This is a genomic window from Fibrobacter sp. UWB3 (assembly GCF_002210405.1).
Lineage (GTDB): Bacteria > Fibrobacterota > Fibrobacteria > Fibrobacterales > Fibrobacteraceae > Fibrobacter.
On sequence record NZ_MWQJ01000011.1, the window covers coordinates 97,815 to 116,108 of the forward strand.

Genomic DNA, 18,294 nt, shown 5'->3' on the forward strand with positions numbered 1-18,294 from the left:
TTTTGTATTATTATTGTAGCTATGAAACGGTACTTTGCTTTTATTCTCAGTGGTTGCGTGGCTGCTAATGCGACATCGCTTTCTCTACAGGATGCGTTGGACATGGCCATGGCTAACAATTCAAAAATCAAAGCTGAAAAGGCTAAAGTGGATATTGCCGAAAGTGGCGAAAAGGAAGCTTTTGCCCGATTCCTCCCGACAGTGAGTCTGTCGGCTGGCATTACCAAAATCAATGATCCCATTAATATCGACCTTGGGCGCATTCAGCAGCCCTTGAGCGATATCGCGGGTGCGGCCGCCTATTCCAAGGCTTATGTCTCCACGTACAATGGGGCCTACTCCAAGGCTTATCAGGAAGCTCTTGCTCAAGCAAAGAGCCTGGGTTTAGACGATAAATCTGCAAAAGCCGCTGTGGATGCCAAGTCTGCTGAAATTTGGAAAGGTGTTGTCAATAGCAAAGACGCAAATGATGCCGCAGTGCAAAATGCGGAAAAGTATGGCGCTGCAGCGACCAAGAACATCAACGATGCCGACTTCAACATGAAGGTGCAAGACGATTGGTTCTTTAATGCCCGCTTGACCGTCGTGTGGCCGATCTTTACTGGTCTCAAGATTTATTCCGCTTATGATGCCGCCAAGGAAAATGTGAATGCCCGCAAGGCCGAATTTGAAATGGCGCAGAACACCGTGCTCATGGATGTGGCGACCAAGTACTTTACGCTCCGCCTTTGCGAAGAACTTGTCGGCATGCGCGAAACGACCAAGAAGGACTTAGCGGAACATCTGGAACGTTCCAAGAAGCTCGAAGAGGGCGGCCAAATTAGCAAGACCGAACGCCTCCGCGCCGAAGTGGCCCTCGCCGAAGCCGAGAACGCTTACGAAGACGCCCTTCGCGACCAGTCTCTTGCCCGTATGGCTCTTGCAAGCATGCTGCACACGGACACTAGCCTCACCGCGACAACGCCTGTTGAATCTCCGGAAGACATCCGTTCGATGGATGAATTCAAGGCTCTCGCCATGGAAAAACACCCGGGCCTCCGTCAGCTCCGCATTGAACGCAAGCGCAACCAGAATGCGATTAGCGCTGCCCGTGCCGATTATTTCCCGACAATCGCGTTGTTTGGCTACAAGGAACTTTACACCAAGGACTTGACAATCCTCGAACCGGAATGGGCTATTGGCGCCAAGATGCAGTGGGATATCTTCAAGGGTGGCGATACCCGCGCTAAGGTGAGCTCCGCAAAGGCGATGGACCGTTCTTTGGGTAGCCTTGAAGAAGAAACGATGGACAATTTGAAGCTTTTGGTTGAAAAGCGCTGGCGTGAACTGGAACATGCAAAGGGTAGGCTCGCAAGCCTTGCCAAGACGCGTGAACTTGCTGACGAAGCTTTGCGCAGCCAGAACAAGGCTTACGAAGCAGGGCTTGCTACAGGTCTTGATGTCGTCGATGCAGAGCTTGCTCTTTCTCGCTTGCAGGTGGCTGACCTCAAGGCTCATTACGATGCCGTGGTTGCATGGCTTGGACTCCTCGAAGCGGCCGGCGAAGTCTCTACCGCAGGTACAGTTCTTGTATCTAAGCAGCTTGTAGTTGAAAAGCCTGTCGCCGCTAGTCATCCTGAGCAGAGTGTAGAATCCAGTGAAGCCTCTGCTGCAGATCGTCATCCTGAGCAGAGCGAAGGATCCAGTGAAGCGACTTCCGCAACTCGTCATCCTGAGCAAAGCGAAGGATCCAGTGAAGTCCCGACCGGAACTCAACCGGTTGAACAGAATTTAGAAACGGAGAATAAATAATGAACGCATTGAAAATGATTGGAAAAGTTGTTGTCGTTCTGGCTTTGATTGTGCTCGTCATTATGGGCATCTCCCAGCTCCAACAGTTTGCAACGCAACCGCGTGAACAGTTCTTGCAAGGCCAGATGGAAGCCCGCCGCGTGCTCGTGGCAGGGAAGGTCCCGGGCCGTATCGAACGCTTGTTCGTTCACGAAGGCGATGTGGTCAACAAGGATTCTCTCGTTGCTGTTATCAGCAGCCCGGAAATCGAAGCAAAGAAGATGCAGGCTCAGGGCGCACTCGGTGCTGCCAAGGCTCAGGCCAGCAAGGCTCGCAATGGCGCTCGCAGTGAAGACATCACGGCGCTCAAGGCAATGGCTGATCGCGCTCAAGAAGCCGCAACGCTTGCCAAGAACACTTACAACCGCGTGCAGAAACTCTACAACGAAGGTGTGCTTCCGCTCCAAAAGCGCGATGAAGCCGAAACGCAGATGAAGGCTTCCCAGTCTGCTGCTGATGCGGCCCGCGCTCAGTACAACCAGGCTGTTGCCGGTGCCCGTAGCGAAGACAAGGCCGCAGCAAACGCTCTCGTGATGCAGGCCAAGGGGGCCAACGCCGAAGTTGATGCCTATCTCGAAGAAACCAAGATTCGTACGCCGATTACCGGTGAAGTTTCCCTCAAGCTTGCCGAAGAAGGTGAAGTTGTCGGTTCCGGTATGCCGATTATCGCCGTGACGGACTTGAATGATTCCTGGGCTGTATTCCACCTCCGTGAAGATTACCTCAAGAACGTTTCTAAAGGCAAAAAGTTCTATCTCCAGGTCCCGGCTCTCGACAAGACCATCGAAATGGTCGTAAGCTATATCGCTTCTGTCGGTGACTATGCTACATGGCGCAGCTCCAAGGAAAGCTCTGGCTTTGACCTCAAGACGTTCGAAGTCCGCATGCGCCCGACGCACAAGGTCGAAAACCTCCGCCCGGGCATGAGCGTTTTGCTCCCTGCCGATGATGTTCAGTAATTAGATAGAAGGTTATCGTGCTGAAAGGTCTTTTAAAGACAATCGGGAAGATTTACTTTGGCCACAAGCTAGTCTTGTGGATGATTCTTGCGGTGCTCCCCGTAGGCGTTTCCGTGTTCATGCTGGAAATGTTCTCGAATGAAATTGTACAGCACATTCCGGTAGGCATTCTCAAGCAGGACCATAGCCAATTGGCAGACCGCTTGGAACGCGCGCTCCAGTCGAGCCCCGTGCTCGATGTCAAGGTGAATTGCCATGACATGAGCGAATGCGAACATGCGGTGATTCGCGGCGACTTGCAGACGTTTATTGTTCTCCCGACAGATTTGGAACGCCGTGCTTTGCGTCTCGAAGCGCCTGTGATTCCTGTTTATTCTAGCGGCCAGAACTACCTCACAAACATGTTTGCGACAAAGGAAATTCGTGCGGTTATCACAAGTATCGGCTCGGACCTCTTTACAGCTTCGTTCGATGATCCGGTCAAGACAGAGATTCATTCAGTCGGTAACATCGAAGGCAATTACCAGGGATTTTTGGCACTTGGGCTTTTGTCTGCAATGTTCCATTTGGCGGGAATGCTCGTGGCTGTGTATATTGCCTCGTTCCCGCTTCGTGACAAGCGCGTTCGTGAATTTTACAACTATGCCGAACGTTCCTGGGTGACGCTTGGAATTGCATCATTTGTCCCGGCGGTGATTATCCTCTGGCTCGAATACATGGGCTGCTATGCTTACACGCACCGCATGCTTATGCCGATGGGCTTTGAAGAATTTGTGATGGTCTCCGTGGCGCAACTTTTGATGGTGATTTGCTGTGTTGGTGCGGGCATGGCCTTTGTGGGCGTGACTGGCGTGATGCGTATTGCAACTGGCGTTTCTGGCGTGATCGGCGGCCCTGCTTTTGCATTTGCCGGCCAGACGTTCCCCGTGATGGCAATGCCTTTTGCGGTGCGCTGCTTTGCATTTGTACTCCCGCTCACTCACGTGCTCCGTGTGCAATCCATGATGCTCCTTGGCGATGTCGGCATGGCCGAATCCTGGAACGTCATCAAGCTTATGGGAGGCATGGCTTTGTTCTGGACTTTGTTTGGAAGCTTTGCAATGCTGCTCCGCTGGCAGTACCGCTTAAAGCATGATTCCCAGATTCCTGTCGTTGTTGAAGATGAGGATGTTGTCACTATTGATTCGCTGTTCAAAGGTTTGCTCAAAAAAATCAGGAGGCGCAAATGATTAGTCGTCTTTTGAAAGTTACTTTGACAGAATGGAAATTGTTTGTAACGGACCCGGCTGCAGTATTGTTGCTCGTGGTTGCAGGCATCCTCTATGCGTTCTACTACCCGACGGCATACGTGAACCAGACGGTCACGCGAGTTCCTGTGGCTGTAGTGGATTTGGATCATTCGGCAAAGTCTCGCGAACTCACGCGAATGGCTGCGGCAACGCAACAGGTCGAAGTCAAGGCTGTCTATAATGACATGCTCGAAGCCGAATCTGCAATGGCTCGCGAAGACATTTTCGGTTTCATGGTCATTCCCGAGAACATGGAACATGATTTGCTCAACAAGAAGTCGACCAAGATAAACATCTTTACGCATGGCGCCTACGTGATGCTCCACGGTACGATTGGAACGGCGTTCTCGACGTGTGCTTTGACGGTCGGTGCGGTGAGCAAAGTGAAGGCCATTGCGCTTGGCAAGAAGGTGCCTTCAGCAAAGGCGATGGCAATGCGCGACCCGATGCCGTTATCGATACAAACGATGTTCAACAACACGGGAAGCTATTCTAATTATGTTGTTCCTAGTGTGCTCGTGCTGATTTTGCAACAGTCCCTTGTGATTGGAATTTGCGTGCTTGGTGGCGCTCGCGGGCATCGCCGTTTCCGCCGCAACCAGCGCTATTCCGAAGTCGAAAATGAAAGCATGCCGTACCGTTACTTAGGGCGTTCGCTTGCGTACTTCTTGCATTATTGCTGCTTCATCTTGTTCTACCATTGTTTCATCTACAACTTGTTCGACTTCCCGCGTCGTGGTGAACTCTTGCCGATGATGATTTTTGCAGTGGTGTTCCTTGCTTCGGTCATCAACTTTGGCATGTGCCTCTCGCAGGTGTTCTTGCACCGTGAATCGAGCATGCAGCTGTTTTTGAACCTCTCCATCCCAATCTTGTTCCTTGCGAACTTTAGCTGGCCGAGCTATTTGATGCCGAGCTGGATGGTGGGGCTTTCGTACATTCTGCCGAGTACGTTTGCCGTACCCGCATGGCTCTCGATTGAACAGATGGGCGGTGACATTTACGATGTGGCGCCTAAGCTTTATCTGCTAGCGATACAGGCGGTCATCTACTTCGTGCTGGGCATGTTCCTCACGCATTTGCGCGACAAGAGCAAGTTCACCACCGGTGACATGTAAAAATCGGCGACAATAAGCAAAAAAGAGTGACGAAATCACAGTCGCTTTCGCCATTCTTTTTGTAAATTGAATAGTGAAAAATACCGCATGTCGTCATCCTGAGGCGAATGCCGAAGACAACCTCGAAAGGCGAGTGTGGCAACCATGCTTGCATGGTTATAACCGAGCCAAAGAGGTTGGGGCTTGCCCCATCTAGTGACATTGCTGATAACAAGGAACTAAAAATTATGATGTTCGATCCTTTATACATGATGATCCTCGTGGTGACGCTCGTGCTTTCGGGCGCCGTTTCCCTGTTGGTTAAGAAGCGCTTTGCCGCTGGCCAAAAAGTAACGATTTCTAGCGGCCTCACCGGTGCCGATGTCGCCAAGGCCATTCTCATGGAAGCTGGCATTACTGACGTGAAAATCCTCAAGCACCAGGGCTTCCTTTCGGACCATTACAATCCGCTGAACAAGACGCTTAACTTGTCGCCCGAAGTCTATTCCGGCCGCAATGCAAGTGCCGCAGGCGTTGCCGCTCACGAAGTTGGTCACGCTATCCAGCATGCCGAAGGTTACTTCCCGCTGTGGCTCCGTTCTGCCATTGTGCCTGCCGCCAACATCGGTTCTAATCTCGGACCATGGCTTGTGATTATCGGCATTATGCTGATGGGCATGGGCAAGGCGCTTGGTCAATCTCTCGCGGTTGTCGGCGTGGTGCTCTTTGCTCTTGCAACGCTCTTTACGCTTGTGACCGTGCCTGTAGAATTTGACGCTTCGGCACGAGCCAAGAAGGCTCTTGCCCGCATGGAGGTTGTTGCCGCAGGTCGCGAATACAATACCGTCTCTGGCGTGCTTTTTGCCGCAGGCCTCACGTACGTCGCCGCAGCAATCTCGTCTATCTTGCAGTTGCTCTACTGGGCATACCGCGCAGGGCTCCTCGGCGGTCGCCGCGACGATTAACGATCAATCTGTCATTTCGGCCTACCTGTCCTCGCTTGACGGGGACGAGCCGGAATCTCCTTTAAGCCTCGCTTCGGCGGGGCTTTTTTTTTACTGATTTTGCGGCAAAATTCGCCAATATCAAATAATAACTCGCCAATATTGAATAATTTGGAGTATCAGCTAAATTCTTTTTGTCCTTTTCTAAAGAAAAAGCGATATCTTTATAAGGAGAAACATTTTCTAGGGAGCAAAAATGGAATACCAGAATATTGATATTAGTACCTGGACGCAGGTGGGCGAGGGCGGTAACGGGAAAACTTATGTGCATCCCGGTCATCCTGATTTCCTTTTGAAAGTGAATAACCCGCCTCGTTGTGATGAGGCGACCGTAAAGCAAGAACGTGATGCAGCCCAGCATGTCTTTGATTTGGGAATCCCGACTCCTCGTATGTTCGATATGGTGCGCGTGGGGGATGGTTACGGTCAGCTTGTAGAAATCATTAAGGGGAAGAAATCGCTTTCGCGTATTTGCTCCGATGAACCGTCTCGTATCAGTGAAATGGCTAAGTTGCTTGCTTCATTGGGCCTGCAACTGCACGCGACGATTTGCGATACGGAGTTTTTCCCAAGCCGCAAGGATCTTGCCCTGAAGGGTATCGATGCGTCTGATTTTGTTGCAGATGATGATAGAGAAAAAATGCGGGCGTTTGTTCAGAGTATAGAAGACGAGAAAACCTGCTTGCATGGTGATTTCCAGATGGGTAACTTGATTATTTCTGGTGACGGTAAACCTTATTGGATTGATCTTGGCTGGTTTAGTCACGGTTCGCCAATGTTCGATATAGGGCATTTTTTCATGACTTGCCAAGTTTATTCTCAGTTCCCGGCAGCGCAGGAAATTTTCCACATGTCGCAGGAACAGTTGAAAAACTTCTGGAATGCGTTTGCTGAGGCCTACACGGGGAATAAGGACATTTTCGCCTTCACTGCTCTTGCTGGCAAGTTTGCTCCTTTGGATGCTTGTATCCGTTCAATCTTGATGCCGACTCCTGAAGCTTATAAGAAGTTGTTTGCAGGATTGGTTCATTCCCTGGTCGAAAAGTTTTATTAAGAGAGGCTGTTATGTCTGAAGAAGTTGAAAAAATCAATTTGGATGATTATGTAGCGACCGGTGAAGGTGCGACTGCAATCTCGTACACGCACAAGACACGCGATACGATTGCGAAACTTTATCACCCCGGATTCGAAGCGGACTGTGCTAAAAAAGATTTTTTGACATCTTGCTCAGCTTTTGATTTGGGAGTCCCGACTCCAAAACCAATTCGCTTGATAACGGATGGCGAACGCTTTGGTGCTGAATATGAACTTATCCGGAACAAACGCTCTTTTTCGAGAATTATTTCAGAAGAGCCGGGTCGTTTGCAAGAGCTTTCTTTGACTTTTGCAGAGATGGCTAAGAAACTCCATTCGACGAAAGCAGATACGACGAAGCTTGTGTCAACAAAGGAAAAATTCCGTCGCTTTTATCTTGAAAAGGCTGTAGTTCCTGACTTTTACAAGCAAAAGGCCTTGGCTTTTATCGATACGGTTCCCGATACTCCGTATTGTCTTCATGGCGATTTGCAAATCAGCAATGTCATTACCGATGGAAAGCGAACGCTTTGGATTGATATGGGCGATTTCGGCTATGGTGACCCTGGTTGGGATTTGGGGATGTTGTGGAGCATGACGCACAGAATGGATGAGCAAAAGGCGGATCTTGTTTTCCACATGAGTAAAGAAAATCTTTTGGCTCATTGGAATATTTTCTTCCCTGCTTATTTGGGAACGACGGACCCGCAGAAAATCGCGGAAGCCACGAAACGGATTTTGCCGTTTGCAGCAGTCAAGATTCCTTATATGTTCTATATCGCAAAGCATTTCACTTTGCCGGATGAAGCCTACCCGTATATCGCTAAATTATTTGGATAAATTTTAGGTAAACGAAGAATTAATCCTTACCGGCTCCGTAGACAACGGGGCCTTCTTCGTCATCATCGTCGCCATGTTCGGCGAGATAAGCCTGGTATTCTTCATCGGTCATTCCGCCTTCATCGTCTTCGGGCATGAAGGACTTTTTCTTGGGTTTCTCGGGAGCCGCGCTTGTGGATGCTGCGGACTTCTCGGAACCTGCCGCCGGCTTCGATTCTTCCTTACGGCTTGCGCGGGCGCTGCGGTTCAAATAGGCGATGTATTCCTCGTCCGTCATTTCGTTGCCGAAACTGTAAGAGGAATAACGGTCTTCTTCTGGTTCTTCTTCTTGAACCGTTTGAACTGCTGCCGGTGCGAGCTCATCCCAAGAGTTCTTGCTGGAACTGCTGTAAGAATCGTTGGACTTGTAAGAGGACGTGCTACGAGATGCCGCGGAGGTCGGCTGAGCAACGCTTGACTGTGCCGTTGTTGATGCTGACTGCGTTGAGCTTGTTGCTGATTGCGTATTGCTAGACTGCGCAGAACTTGCGTTGTTGTAGAATGCCTGTGCCTTCTGCATAAAGGCGGCGAACTCTTCGTCGCTCATCTGTTGAACTGACTGTTCGTTCAAACCTTGGAATGAACTTTCTGCACTGGAGTCGTCCGAACTTTCGGCGGGTTCGTCTTCTTCAAGTTCTTCGATTGGTTCGTCGACCGGCTCAAATGTGTGGGCGCGTTCTTCAGAATCGTCATCGTCGTTCACGCCGAATTCAGGAATTGAACTCTTGCTCAGTACAGGGGCATCGTCCTCGCTAGTGGACATTTCTGCACTTTCCAAAGTTGCGGACTGCGCAGCTTCTTGAGCCGAAACAGCTTCCGTATTTTCGACCGGGGCCGCTGCGTTGTCATTTGCAGGTGCGGAATCTTGACTTGGCGCGGCTTCTGCGTTGTCTGCTGAAGTTGTGGGCTGCTGTGCATCTCCAGCGGGGGTGCTTGCAGCCTGCTGAGCACCTTCGGCGGCGTCCGCTTCTGCAATCATGTCGGCAAACGGATTGTCCTGCACTTCGGAAATATCTTCGCGACCTTCCAACATCGCGTTGAGGTCTTCTTCCGTAACGTTCCTGCCGCGTTCCGTCCAAAGTACGGCTTCGCGCATCGTAGCGGCAAGGTCGCCCACGCTCTTTTCCTTGGAACGCGCGATTGCCTGGCTGCGGATTGTTTCCACAAGCCCCGCCTTGACCTCGGGATCCTTGCTGAAGAACACGGTCTCGTGCGCCATTTCATCGGCGTACTCGGGATTGTTCTTCTTGCGGTAAATCCAGATTGGTCCGAAAAGTTCACTCTGACGGAAAACGATATCGTCCGTCTTGATCATTTCGAGCATAGCCATGAACGTCACCGCCGCGACAATTGGGTGCGAATCGTTGTCGAGCAAGTCTTCAAAAAGCGCACGTCCATGCACGTTCAAGAAGTTGTTGATGGCCTGCTGACGGTCCTGAATGGTCACGTAGTCCAATTCAATATGGTGGATTGTCTCGGAAATCTTTGTCTTTAAGCTCTTTTGGTAGGCGCGGAAAAGCTGCCAGATGTTTGCGTCGGCGAGCGTATCGTCGTCGCTCTGCGTCTTTTCAAGACGCCCACGGGAATACGTTCCGAAGTTCTTCGCTTCCATTTCCTGGAGACCACTTGCGACCTGCTTGAAACGCTGGTATTCCAACATTTCCTTCATGAGCTTTTCGCGGTCTTCGTTGTATTCCTCTTCCATCTCCGGATCGCGTTCTTCGGCCGGGAGCAGCTCCTGCACCTTGAGCGCCATCAAGCGGCTTGCCATGAACAAGAAGTCGCCCGCCTTGGAAAGGTCCGTTTCGGAATACTCGTTCACCCATTTGAGAAAGTCGTCTGCGATTTCTGCAATGGGAATCTGGTCCAGCGTCATTTCCTTTTTCTGAACGAGATAGACGAGCAAATCCATCGGCCCGTTAAACGAACCGATTTTTACTTCGTAGTCTTCTTGTTCAAGAACTTCGGAATCAACCATTGAACGATAATATAGAAATTAGACGGGGGAGCTAGGCGAATTATCATGCGCTATTGTGGAAATGTCCAATAATGTCCAATAAAAAGTCCAATAAAATGTCCATTAAATGTCCAATAAAGATCGAAAATAATTGGAAAAAAGCATGGATATCGCAATTTGCGATTTCCATTTTTTGAATACATAATTTCCCAAATCTTACTAAAATTTTGAGATTTGGGGAATTATCGGCTATTTTTGATGGATAATTTCCCAAAATCTCGTAAAAAATGTCACTTTTGGGGAAATATCCGGTTGTTGTTTGAAAAAGTAAAATGCAAAAATTGCATATTACTCTTATTTGGCGTTTGAACAGTCTAGTATTTCTTGATAGTTCGAACTATTCGGCTAATTTCGTCTACCATTGATCAAAAGACCATTTTTTCACGATGTGGGAAAATAAGTGGGGCACTTAGGGGATTTTTTCGTCCTTTATTTGTTTTATCTGTTGTTTGTTTTTATATAAATTTGGGTGTGCGTAAATAAATATGAAAATACATGATGATATCTATTGATTATTATAAAAAAGAGATGAATGCTCGCTAAGAAAAATCTTTAACCCTCCATTGGAATTTTTAAGCATGTATGTTTTAGTAATTGTATTGCTTGTTTTGTTTGTTGTTTTTTACACAGTTCGTCGGAGACGACTTGCTAAAGAATTTGAAAAAAAAATAGAGAGTTTCATAGAAGAATGTGATTCTTTTTTTGCTGAATTTGATGACATCTTTGATCACTATATTCAGGATGCAGAACGGGATGCTTTTGTTTTTAAGTATAAAGCACTATATCATGAGTTGCAAAGATATAGTAGTATTTCGTCAAAAGTAGGTAATTCCGTAAAGTTTGAAGATTTTAAGAAGAAGTACAAAAATTTTCCAAGACTTGTTTTAGACTCAAATGTGGAAATCAGGTGTAGAGAATTATTAAAAGAAGTTGATGCCTTTTCAGTAGAATTTGATGAATTATTTAGTCATTATATTCAGGATGAAGAAAAAGATGCTTTTATTCGTAAATACCAAGCGTTGTATTTTGAATTGCAAGGGTACAGACGACTTTCATCAAAGGTAAAAGCATATGTAAAATTGGAAGATTTTGAAAGTAAATACGAAAATTTTCCAAGGCTTGTTTTAGAATCGAATGTGGAAATCAGGTGTAGAGAGTTATTAAAAGAAGTTGATGCCTTTTCAGTAGAATTTGATGAATTATTTAGTCATTATATTCAGGATGAAGAAAAAGATGCTTTTATTCGTAAATACCAAGCGTTGTATTTTGAATTGCAAGGGTACAGACGACTTTCATCAAAGGTAAAAGCATATGTAAAATTGGAAGATTTTGAAAGTAAATACGAAAATTTTCCAAGGCTTGTTTTAGAATCGAATGTGGAAATCAGGTGTAGAGAGTTATTAAAAGAAGTTGATGCCTTTTCAGTAGAATTTGATGAATTATTTAGTCATTATATTCAGGATGAAGAAAAAGATGCTTTTATTCGTAAATACCAAGCATTGTATTTTGAATTGCAAGGGTACAGTCGGATTTCATCAAAAGTAAGAGCATATGCAAAATTGGAAGAATTTAAAAGTAAATATGATGTTTTTCCAAGGCTTGTTTTAGAATCTAATGCAGAAATTAAACGTAAGGAACATCTCAAATTGCTTTTACAGTGTGTAAACGTTTTTCTTGATGAACTTGTTTTCTTGACAAGTCATTATGTTACGGATGATGATGGAGAAATGTTTCGCCAGAAGTGGGAAAAATTGTCTCGAGATGTTGCAATTTGTGATTTGAAATCGAATGATGAAGAATATGAGAAAATAAAGCTTTTTGAAACAATCTATAGGGACTTTTCTAATTATATAAAAAAAGCAAACAAGTCGTTTGTTGAACAGGAATGCCAAAAGTATGATTCTCTTTTTTCCAACATAGATGGCAAGTCTTTGGATTTACAACAAAGAGAAGCTGTCGTAACTGATGAAAATAGAATTCTTGTGCTTGCGGGAGCTGGTAGTGGAAAAACGCTAACGATTGCAGGCAAGGTTAAGTATCTATGTGATGTAAAAAATATAAATCCAGAAGAAATTCTGCTTATTTCGTTTACGAAAAAATCTGCTAAAGAAATGACCGATAGGATTCAGGGAAAGTTGGGAATCCCTGTTAAATCGATGACTTTTCACAAATTGGGACTTGATATAATCGAATGTGCTGTTGGAAAAAGGCCTGATGTTCTTGATAAATCTCTATTTGAAGGATTTATACATAATTTTTTTGAGAAAGAGCTTGTAAATTATCCTGAATTAGTGAAGAATTTAATTGAGTATTTTGCGTACTATATTGATATCCCTAAAAATATGGAAGATTATTCGTCGTTGGGCGAGCTGTATGAGGCTGAAAAAAGTATAGACTTAGAAACGCTAAGGTCGAAATATGATCAAGAGAAATATATTCGTGAAGAAAAAATAAAGAAAGCGCAGAATCATACAACTTTAAAAAATGAAAAAGTTAAAAGCCTCGAAGAAGTTCAAATCGCAAATTTTCTTTTTTTGAACGGTGTTGATTACGAATATGAAAAACTCTATCCGTTTGAATGTCAGGATCCTTTACGAAAAGGGTATAGACCAGACTTCTATTTGAAAGATTACGATATTTATTTGGAACATTTTGGAATAACAAGAAATTATACTGTTCCGTGGCTTTCTCCTATTGAAGCTCAAAAATATTTAGATGGGATTGAATGGAAAAGGGAGTTTCATAAGCAGAATAATACCAGACTGATTGAAACTTATTCGTATTATAATTTAGAAGGTATACTCTTGCAAAAACTTGAAGGACTTCTAGAACACAATGGAATTGCTTTGAAGTCAAGAGACTTCATGGATGTTTTCAATACTGTTTATGCTTCTAAAACGAATAAGTTTTTCTCTGAATTTGTACAGTTATGCGAAACATTTATTGTGCTTTTTAAATCTAATAATTATACTGTAGAAACGATTGATAATTGGACTGATTGGCTTTCGTTGGAAGAAAATTGTTTCTCAAAAAGAAGAAACTATACCTTTTTGAATATAATAAGAGTAATATTAGAAGAATATCAAAAATACTTAATAGTAAATAAATCGATTGATTTTTCAGATATGATAAATGATGCTACAGAAAATGTTAATGGTGGTTGCAAAATTCCTTTGTATAAATATGTAATCGTTGATGAATATCAGGATATTTCGAAGGCTAGATTTAATTTGTTGAAAGCGGTTGTCGATAAAACAAAAGCGAAGCTATTTTGTGTGGGGGATGACTGGCAGTCTATATATCGATTTGCCGGTAGCGATATCTCGTTATTTACTGGTATAGAAAAGTATTTTGGAAAAACGAAAATATTAAAAATTGAGAAAACTTATCGTAATTCGCAAAAGCTGATCGATGAAGCTTCGCGTTTTATTTTGCAAAATCCGCTTCAGCTCAAGAAAAGTTTACTCTCTGATAAAAAATTAGATTATCCCCTTGTTTTTTGGGGATTCGATGATAATCCGAGAAATGCTTTGCAGACGATAATCAATAAAATTGCTTTGGATTTTGGAACGAATTCTTCTGTTTTGCTTTTAGGGAGAACAAATTACGATATAGAAATAGCAAAAAATACCGGATTATTCCGAGAAATTAGGAAAAATGGTGTTGATGCATTAGAGTTCATTCAAAATCCGATGTTGCCGATACAATTCCTTTCTGTTCACAAATCAAAGGGATTGGAAGCAGACAATGTTATTCTTCTGAATTTTAGAAATGACAAACTCGGTTTCCCGAATCAGATAATTGATGATCCTGTTTTGAATTTTGTCCTTACAAATGCAGAAGATTATAGATTTGCGGAAGAACGCCGTTTGTTTTATGTTGCTATTACTCGAACAAAAAATAGAACCTATGTTCTTGTGGACAACAAGAATCCATCGCCTTTTTTTAAGGAATTTTCGGAATCTACATCAGTATTCTTCAAATCAACAGGAAAACGAACAAGCGAAAATCAGACAAAATGTCCAGTTTGCAAAACGGGAGACTTGTTGAAAGTTGAACATGACGGAAAAACTTTTGTGGGGTGCTCTAATTTTCCGCGGTGTCACTATACACAAAGAGACGTGACAATATTGTCAAGCCCTAAAGTGTGTCCTAATTGTGGTGGTTTTCTTGTAAAGCGGAAAGGCTATAATGGACATTATTTTGTTGGGTGTTCTAATTACCCTGCTTGCGAATATAAGGAAAAGTTGATTTGGAATCGGTTTGGTAATTGATTGTGCTTTCTCCCCTATCCAACAAAAACCTCGCTATAATTCTCTAAATGTGCTAAAAAATATGAGATTTAGAGAATTATAAGCACTTTTTTGCGGTATAACTCTCTAAATGTGCCTTTTTCGGTGGTATGAGGGTGCTTTTCCCCGAAATTACGCCCTCTTGACTGCTTATTCTCCCTTATTGTATATTTATGGCATAGAGGTATAATTATGACTGAAAATTTGATAAAAGACACTTTACATGCCATCGAAACGATGGATCACTCAAGGGAGGCCGCTCTTCGACGGTTGCAAAGAGCGGGTATCCTTACTAAAACGGGCAGAATGACTGCTCTTTATCGTAGGTGTATCCAGGCTCAAACGCCTAAAGGATAGACCTTTTTATGGACGATATCTACTTGGACCGTCCTAATTTATATATTGGATTTCATGGTTGCGAAAAAAAAGTGGGGATAGATTTAATTCTTCATCCTAATCGCATTCACATGAGTGCTCATGATTATGAATGGCTTGGTCATGGATTCTATGTGTGGGAAAATAACTACGATAGAGCTTTAGATTGGGCTAGTAATCATTATCCGAAATTTAAGGAACCGTTTGCAATTGGCGTCGTCTATACGCTGGAAAAATGTCTTGATTTGACAGACAAGCATTTTATTGAATTGCTTTCTAAAGATTATCCTGAATTTCTCATAGATCTAAAGCGAATGGGGGCGCCTATACCACAAAATACGGATTTAAAAGGAAAACCAAATCCTAGTGGAGTTCTAAGGTATTTGGATTGTTTTTTGATAGAACATTTGCATTCTTTAAGGGATATTGCCGAAGATATTCCTTATTTTGATACTGCTCGCGGTGCATTTACTGAAGGAGCTCCAGCTTATCCGGGAACTCAATTTGGAGATAAGAATCATATCCAAGTGTGTGTTCGTAATAAAGAATGTATTAAGGGATTTTTCTTGCCTCGGTATTGAATCTGACTTTCTGGTGAGCTTGTATATAGCACAAAGCCCCTCCCGTCAGGGAGGGGTTTGCGCTTTGGAAATTCCTAATTCCGAATTACCCTTACTCCACCGTTACGCTCTTGGCGAGGTTTCTCGGCTGGTCCACGTCGTTTCCGCGCAACACGGCGATGTGGTAGGCGAGCAACTGGAGCGGAATACAGGTGAGGATCGGCATGAGCATCGGGCGGGTCTTCGGGACCGTGATGATGTGGTCTGCGATTTCGTCGAGCGGGTGGCAGTCTTCCGTCGTGACGGCGATGACCTTGCCACCGCGGGCCTTGATTTCGCGGATGTTGCTGATAATCTTGTCGAAGAGCGAATCCTTCGGGGCGATGACCACGACCGGCATGTTTTCGTCGATGAGGGCAATCGGGCCGTGCTTCATTTCTGCAGCGGGGTAGCCTTCGGCGTGAATGTAGCTGATTTCCTTGAGCTTCAACGCACCTTCCATGGCGACCGGGTAGCAGAAGTGGCGACCGAGGTACAAGAAGTTGTTTGCCTTGCAGAGCGTCTTTGCAATTTCGGCGATGCTGTCGGAGAGCTTGAGCGTTTCGGTCACGAGATCCGGGAGCTCCAAGAGGTCCTTCACGATGTCGGCGCCCGTTTCAAAGCTGAGTCTGCGCTGACGGCCGAGCAAGAGGGCAATCATGGCGAGCACGGTGACCTGGCTTGTGAATGCCTTGGTGCTAGCCACGCCGATTTCTGGACCGGCGTGCAAGTAAACGCCGCCATCGCTTGTGCGTGCAATCGTCGAACCGACACCGTTACAGATGGCGAGTGCTGTTGCGCCTTTCTGCTGGGCTTCGCGGAGAGCGGCGAGCGTGTCTGCGGTTTCACCAGACTGGCTGATGGCAATGACGAGCGTACCCGGCTTGATAATCGGGTTTCTGTAGCGGAATTCCGAAGCGTATTCGACTTCGACCGGGACGCCGGCCAAGTCTTCGATCATGTATTCACCGACCATGCCTGCATAGTAGCTCGTGCCGCAGGCCGTGATGATGATGCGGTTGATGTTACGGAGTTCCTTGATGTTCGTGTCGAGGCCGGCGAGCTTTGCGTTACCTTCGGCGGTGAGCAAGCGACCGCGCATTGTATTGCGCAACACTTCGGGCTGTTCGAAAATTTCCTTGAGCATGAAGTGCGGGAATCCGCCCTTGGCGACTGCGTCGGCGTCAAATTCCACGTCCTGGACTTCGCGCTGCACTTCGTGGCTGCTCATGTTCACGATGGAATAGCCGCCATCCTTGATTTGGACAACGTCATTGTCATCGAGGTAAACGACTTTCTGCGTGTGGTTGATGATGGCGGAAACGTCACTGGCGAGGTAGAAATCACCGTCGTTTCCGATACCCAAAATGAGCGGACTTCCGCGACGGGCACCGATCAAAACGTTCGGTTCATCGCTGCAGACAACGCCAAGGCCAAATGTACCTTCAATCTGCTTGAGAGCCTTGAGTACGGCGGATTTGAGGTCGCCATTGTAATAGCGGGCAATCAGGTGGGCTACGACTTCGGTATCGGTCTCGGACTTGAATTCTATACCTTCGGAGATGAGCTTCGCCTTGAGGCTTGCGTAGTTTTCGATGATGCCGTTGTGGACTATCGAAATCTTTCCATCATAGCTTGTGTGCGGGTGTGCGTTTGTTTCGGTGGGGGCACCATGGGTGGCCCAACGCGTGTGGGCGATACCAACAGAACCCTTGAGCGGGGCGTTTTTTAATTTGTCTTCGAGAGCCTTGATTTTTCCGGATGCACGGACAACTTTTATTTGGCCGTTTTCGATGACAGCGACACCTGAGCTATCATAGCCTCGGTATTCCATTTTTTTAAGACCTTCAACGAGGACTGGCAATGCTTCCCCTTTCCCATTATATCCGATAATTCCGCACATAATAATTCCTGATATTTCAATTGTCAGCGGAAAATATACTAAAAGTAAAGGTAAAAAGAAAATAATTGTAAGCTTTATTAGGATTGTTTTACTATTTTAAGAACGTCTATTTTTCATAGAGGATAAAAATGAAGACTAAAATGCTTATTGCAGCTGGCGCTCTTGCCATGCTTATGACGGGTTGTGAACCGTGCAAATCTGCTTCTACCGAAAAGACCTCGCTTGTGACTGAAAAGGACAAGTACAGCTACGCTCTCGGTGCTCATTTTGGTAACCAGGCTCGCTACCAGCTCGTGACTCGCGATTCCATCGATCTCGATCTCGACCTCTTCATTCAGGCTTTCAAGGAACGCTACAATAGCGATTCTGCAAAGTTCTTGATGAACGATTCCGTCATTATGGAAACGCTCAACAAGCTTTCTGCAGACCGTCAGGCTGAAAAGATGAAGAAAGACAGCCTCGCTGCCGAAAAGAACAAGGCCGAAGGTGAAGCTTTCCTCGCTCAGAACAAGACTGCTGAAGGTGTTGTGACCACGCAGAGCGGTCTCCAGTACAAGATTATTACCGAAGGTCAGGGCGCAACCCCGACGGACGAAGATAAGGTCAAGGTCCACTACACCGGTACGCTCCTCGATGGCACCAAGTTCGACAGCTCTGTTGACCGTGGCCAGCCGCTCGAATTCCCGGTAACTGCTGTTATCGCTGGTTGGACCGAAATGCTCAAGCTTATGAAGGTTGGCGAAAAGGTCGTCGCATGGATCCCGAGCGATCTCGCTTACGGTCCGCGTGGCAACCGCGCTATCCCGGGTAACTCAGTCCTCAAGTTCGAAATGGAACTTCTCGAAGTGATCGCTCCGGAAAAGCCTGCCGAAGAACAGAAGCCTGCAAAGCCGGCTAAGCCTGCTAAGGCTGCCAAGAAGGCTGCTGCCGCTCAGCAGTAATCTTAAGCAATTCGCTTGATTTTAAATGCCTCGCG

Annotated in this window: 12 protein-coding genes; 10 read left to right on the top strand and 2 right to left on the bottom strand. The window is 45.9% G+C overall.

The genetic code is table 11. The features are described from left to right. Window positions 1-21 precede the first annotated feature (21 nt). From B7991_RS12295 to B7991_RS12325, 7 genes are all read left to right on the top strand, one after another. Complete coding sequence (locus B7991_RS12295; protein WP_088631082.1) at window positions 22-1,791, top strand: TolC family protein; 1,770 nt, start codon at window positions 22-24, stop codon at window positions 1,789-1,791. Further along, window positions 1,791-2,789, top strand: a complete 999-nt coding sequence (locus tag B7991_RS12300; RefSeq protein ID WP_088631083.1) for an HlyD family secretion protein — start codon at window positions 1,791-1,793, stop codon at window positions 2,787-2,789. The genes B7991_RS12295 and B7991_RS12300 overlap by 1 nt, the downstream gene beginning before the upstream one ends. A gap of 17 nt (window positions 2,790-2,806) precedes the next feature. Continuing rightward, window positions 2,807-4,018: an ABC transporter permease gene (locus tag B7991_RS12305; protein WP_088631084.1), complete on the top strand. Its 1,212-nt coding sequence runs from the start codon at window positions 2,807-2,809 to the stop codon at window positions 4,016-4,018. Beyond that, window positions 4,015-5,196, top strand: coding sequence for an ABC transporter permease (locus B7991_RS12310; RefSeq protein ID WP_088631085.1), 1,182 nt, complete (start codon window positions 4,015-4,017; stop codon window positions 5,194-5,196). Before B7991_RS12305 ends, B7991_RS12310 begins: the two co-directional genes overlap by 4 nt. A gap of 107 nt (window positions 5,197-5,303) precedes the next feature. Continuing rightward, window positions 5,304-6,140, top strand: a complete 837-nt coding sequence (locus tag B7991_RS12315) for a zinc metallopeptidase (protein ID WP_254917968.1) — start codon at window positions 5,304-5,306, stop codon at window positions 6,138-6,140. Window positions 6,141-6,375: 235 nt separating this feature from the next. Beyond that, a complete protein-coding gene (locus B7991_RS12320; RefSeq protein ID WP_088631087.1) occupies window positions 6,376-7,233 on the top strand; it encodes a TIGR02172 family protein in 858 nt (285 codons plus the stop codon). Window positions 7,234-7,244: 11 nt separating this feature from the next. Next, window positions 7,245-8,093, top strand: coding sequence for a TIGR02172 family protein (locus B7991_RS12325; RefSeq protein ID WP_088631088.1), 849 nt, complete (start codon window positions 7,245-7,247; stop codon window positions 8,091-8,093). 19 nt (window positions 8,094-8,112) lie between these two features. Here the strand turns inward: B7991_RS12325 and B7991_RS12330 are convergent, their stop codons facing one another. Further along, window positions 8,113-10,110 (bottom strand): ScpA family protein, encoded by a 1,998-nt coding sequence (locus B7991_RS12330; protein WP_088631089.1) that lies wholly within the window; start codon window positions 10,108-10,110, stop codon window positions 8,113-8,115. Window positions 10,111-10,727: 617 nt separating this feature from the next. Here B7991_RS12330 and B7991_RS12335 point away from each other — a divergent pair. Both B7991_RS12335 and B7991_RS12340 read left to right on the top strand, forming a co-directional pair. Next, window positions 10,728-14,423 (top strand): UvrD-helicase domain-containing protein, encoded by a 3,696-nt coding sequence (locus B7991_RS12335; RefSeq protein WP_088631090.1) that lies wholly within the window; start codon window positions 10,728-10,730, stop codon window positions 14,421-14,423. A 383-nt stretch (window positions 14,424-14,806) separates the two neighbouring features. After that, window positions 14,807-15,397, top strand: coding sequence for a hypothetical protein (locus B7991_RS12340; protein ID WP_088631091.1), 591 nt, complete (start codon window positions 14,807-14,809; stop codon window positions 15,395-15,397). Between the two features lie 91 nt (window positions 15,398-15,488). On the opposite strand, the gene glmS is transcribed toward B7991_RS12340, so the two are convergent. Next, window positions 15,489-17,318: a glutamine--fructose-6-phosphate transaminase (isomerizing) gene (gene glmS, locus B7991_RS12345; protein WP_088631092.1), complete on the bottom strand. Its 1,830-nt coding sequence runs from the start codon at window positions 17,316-17,318 to the stop codon at window positions 15,489-15,491. A gap of 128 nt (window positions 17,319-17,446) precedes the next feature. Here glmS and B7991_RS12350 point away from each other — a divergent pair, with 128 nt between their 5' ends. Further along, on the top strand, window positions 17,447-18,259 hold the full coding sequence (locus B7991_RS12350; RefSeq protein WP_088631093.1) for an FKBP-type peptidyl-prolyl cis-trans isomerase: 813 nt from the start codon (window positions 17,447-17,449) through the stop codon (window positions 18,257-18,259). Window positions 18,260-18,294: the final 35 nt, after the last annotated feature.

Bases quoted from the DNA above. Each gene is read 5' to 3' on its own strand.
- B7991_RS12340 (WP_088631091.1), top strand. From the start codon at position 14,807: ATGGACGATATCTACTTGGACCGTCCTAATTTATATATTGGATTTCAT.
- B7991_RS12295 (WP_088631082.1), top strand. From the start codon at position 22: ATGAAACGGTACTTTGCTTTTATTCTCAGTGGTTGCGTGGCTGCTAAT.
- B7991_RS12315 (WP_254917968.1), top strand. From the start codon at position 5,304: ATGCCGAAGACAACCTCGAAAGGCGAGTGTGGCAACCATGCTTGCATG.
- B7991_RS12350 (WP_088631093.1), top strand. From the start codon at position 17,447: ATGAAGACTAAAATGCTTATTGCAGCTGGCGCTCTTGCCATGCTTATG.
- B7991_RS12320 (WP_088631087.1), top strand. From the start codon at position 6,376: ATGGAATACCAGAATATTGATATTAGTACCTGGACGCAGGTGGGCGAG.
- B7991_RS12325 (WP_088631088.1), top strand. From the start codon at position 7,245: ATGTCTGAAGAAGTTGAAAAAATCAATTTGGATGATTATGTAGCGACC.
- B7991_RS12300 (WP_088631083.1), top strand. From the start codon at position 1,791: ATGAACGCATTGAAAATGATTGGAAAAGTTGTTGTCGTTCTGGCTTTG.
- B7991_RS12310 (WP_088631085.1), top strand. From the start codon at position 4,015: ATGATTAGTCGTCTTTTGAAAGTTACTTTGACAGAATGGAAATTGTTT.
- B7991_RS12330 (WP_088631089.1), bottom strand. From the start codon at position 10,110: ATGGTTGATTCCGAAGTTCTTGAACAAGAAGACTACGAAGTAAAAATC.
- glmS (WP_088631092.1), bottom strand. From the start codon at position 17,318: ATGTGCGGAATTATCGGATATAATGGGAAAGGGGAAGCATTGCCAGTC.
- B7991_RS12335 (WP_088631090.1), top strand. From the start codon at position 10,728: ATGTATGTTTTAGTAATTGTATTGCTTGTTTTGTTTGTTGTTTTTTAC.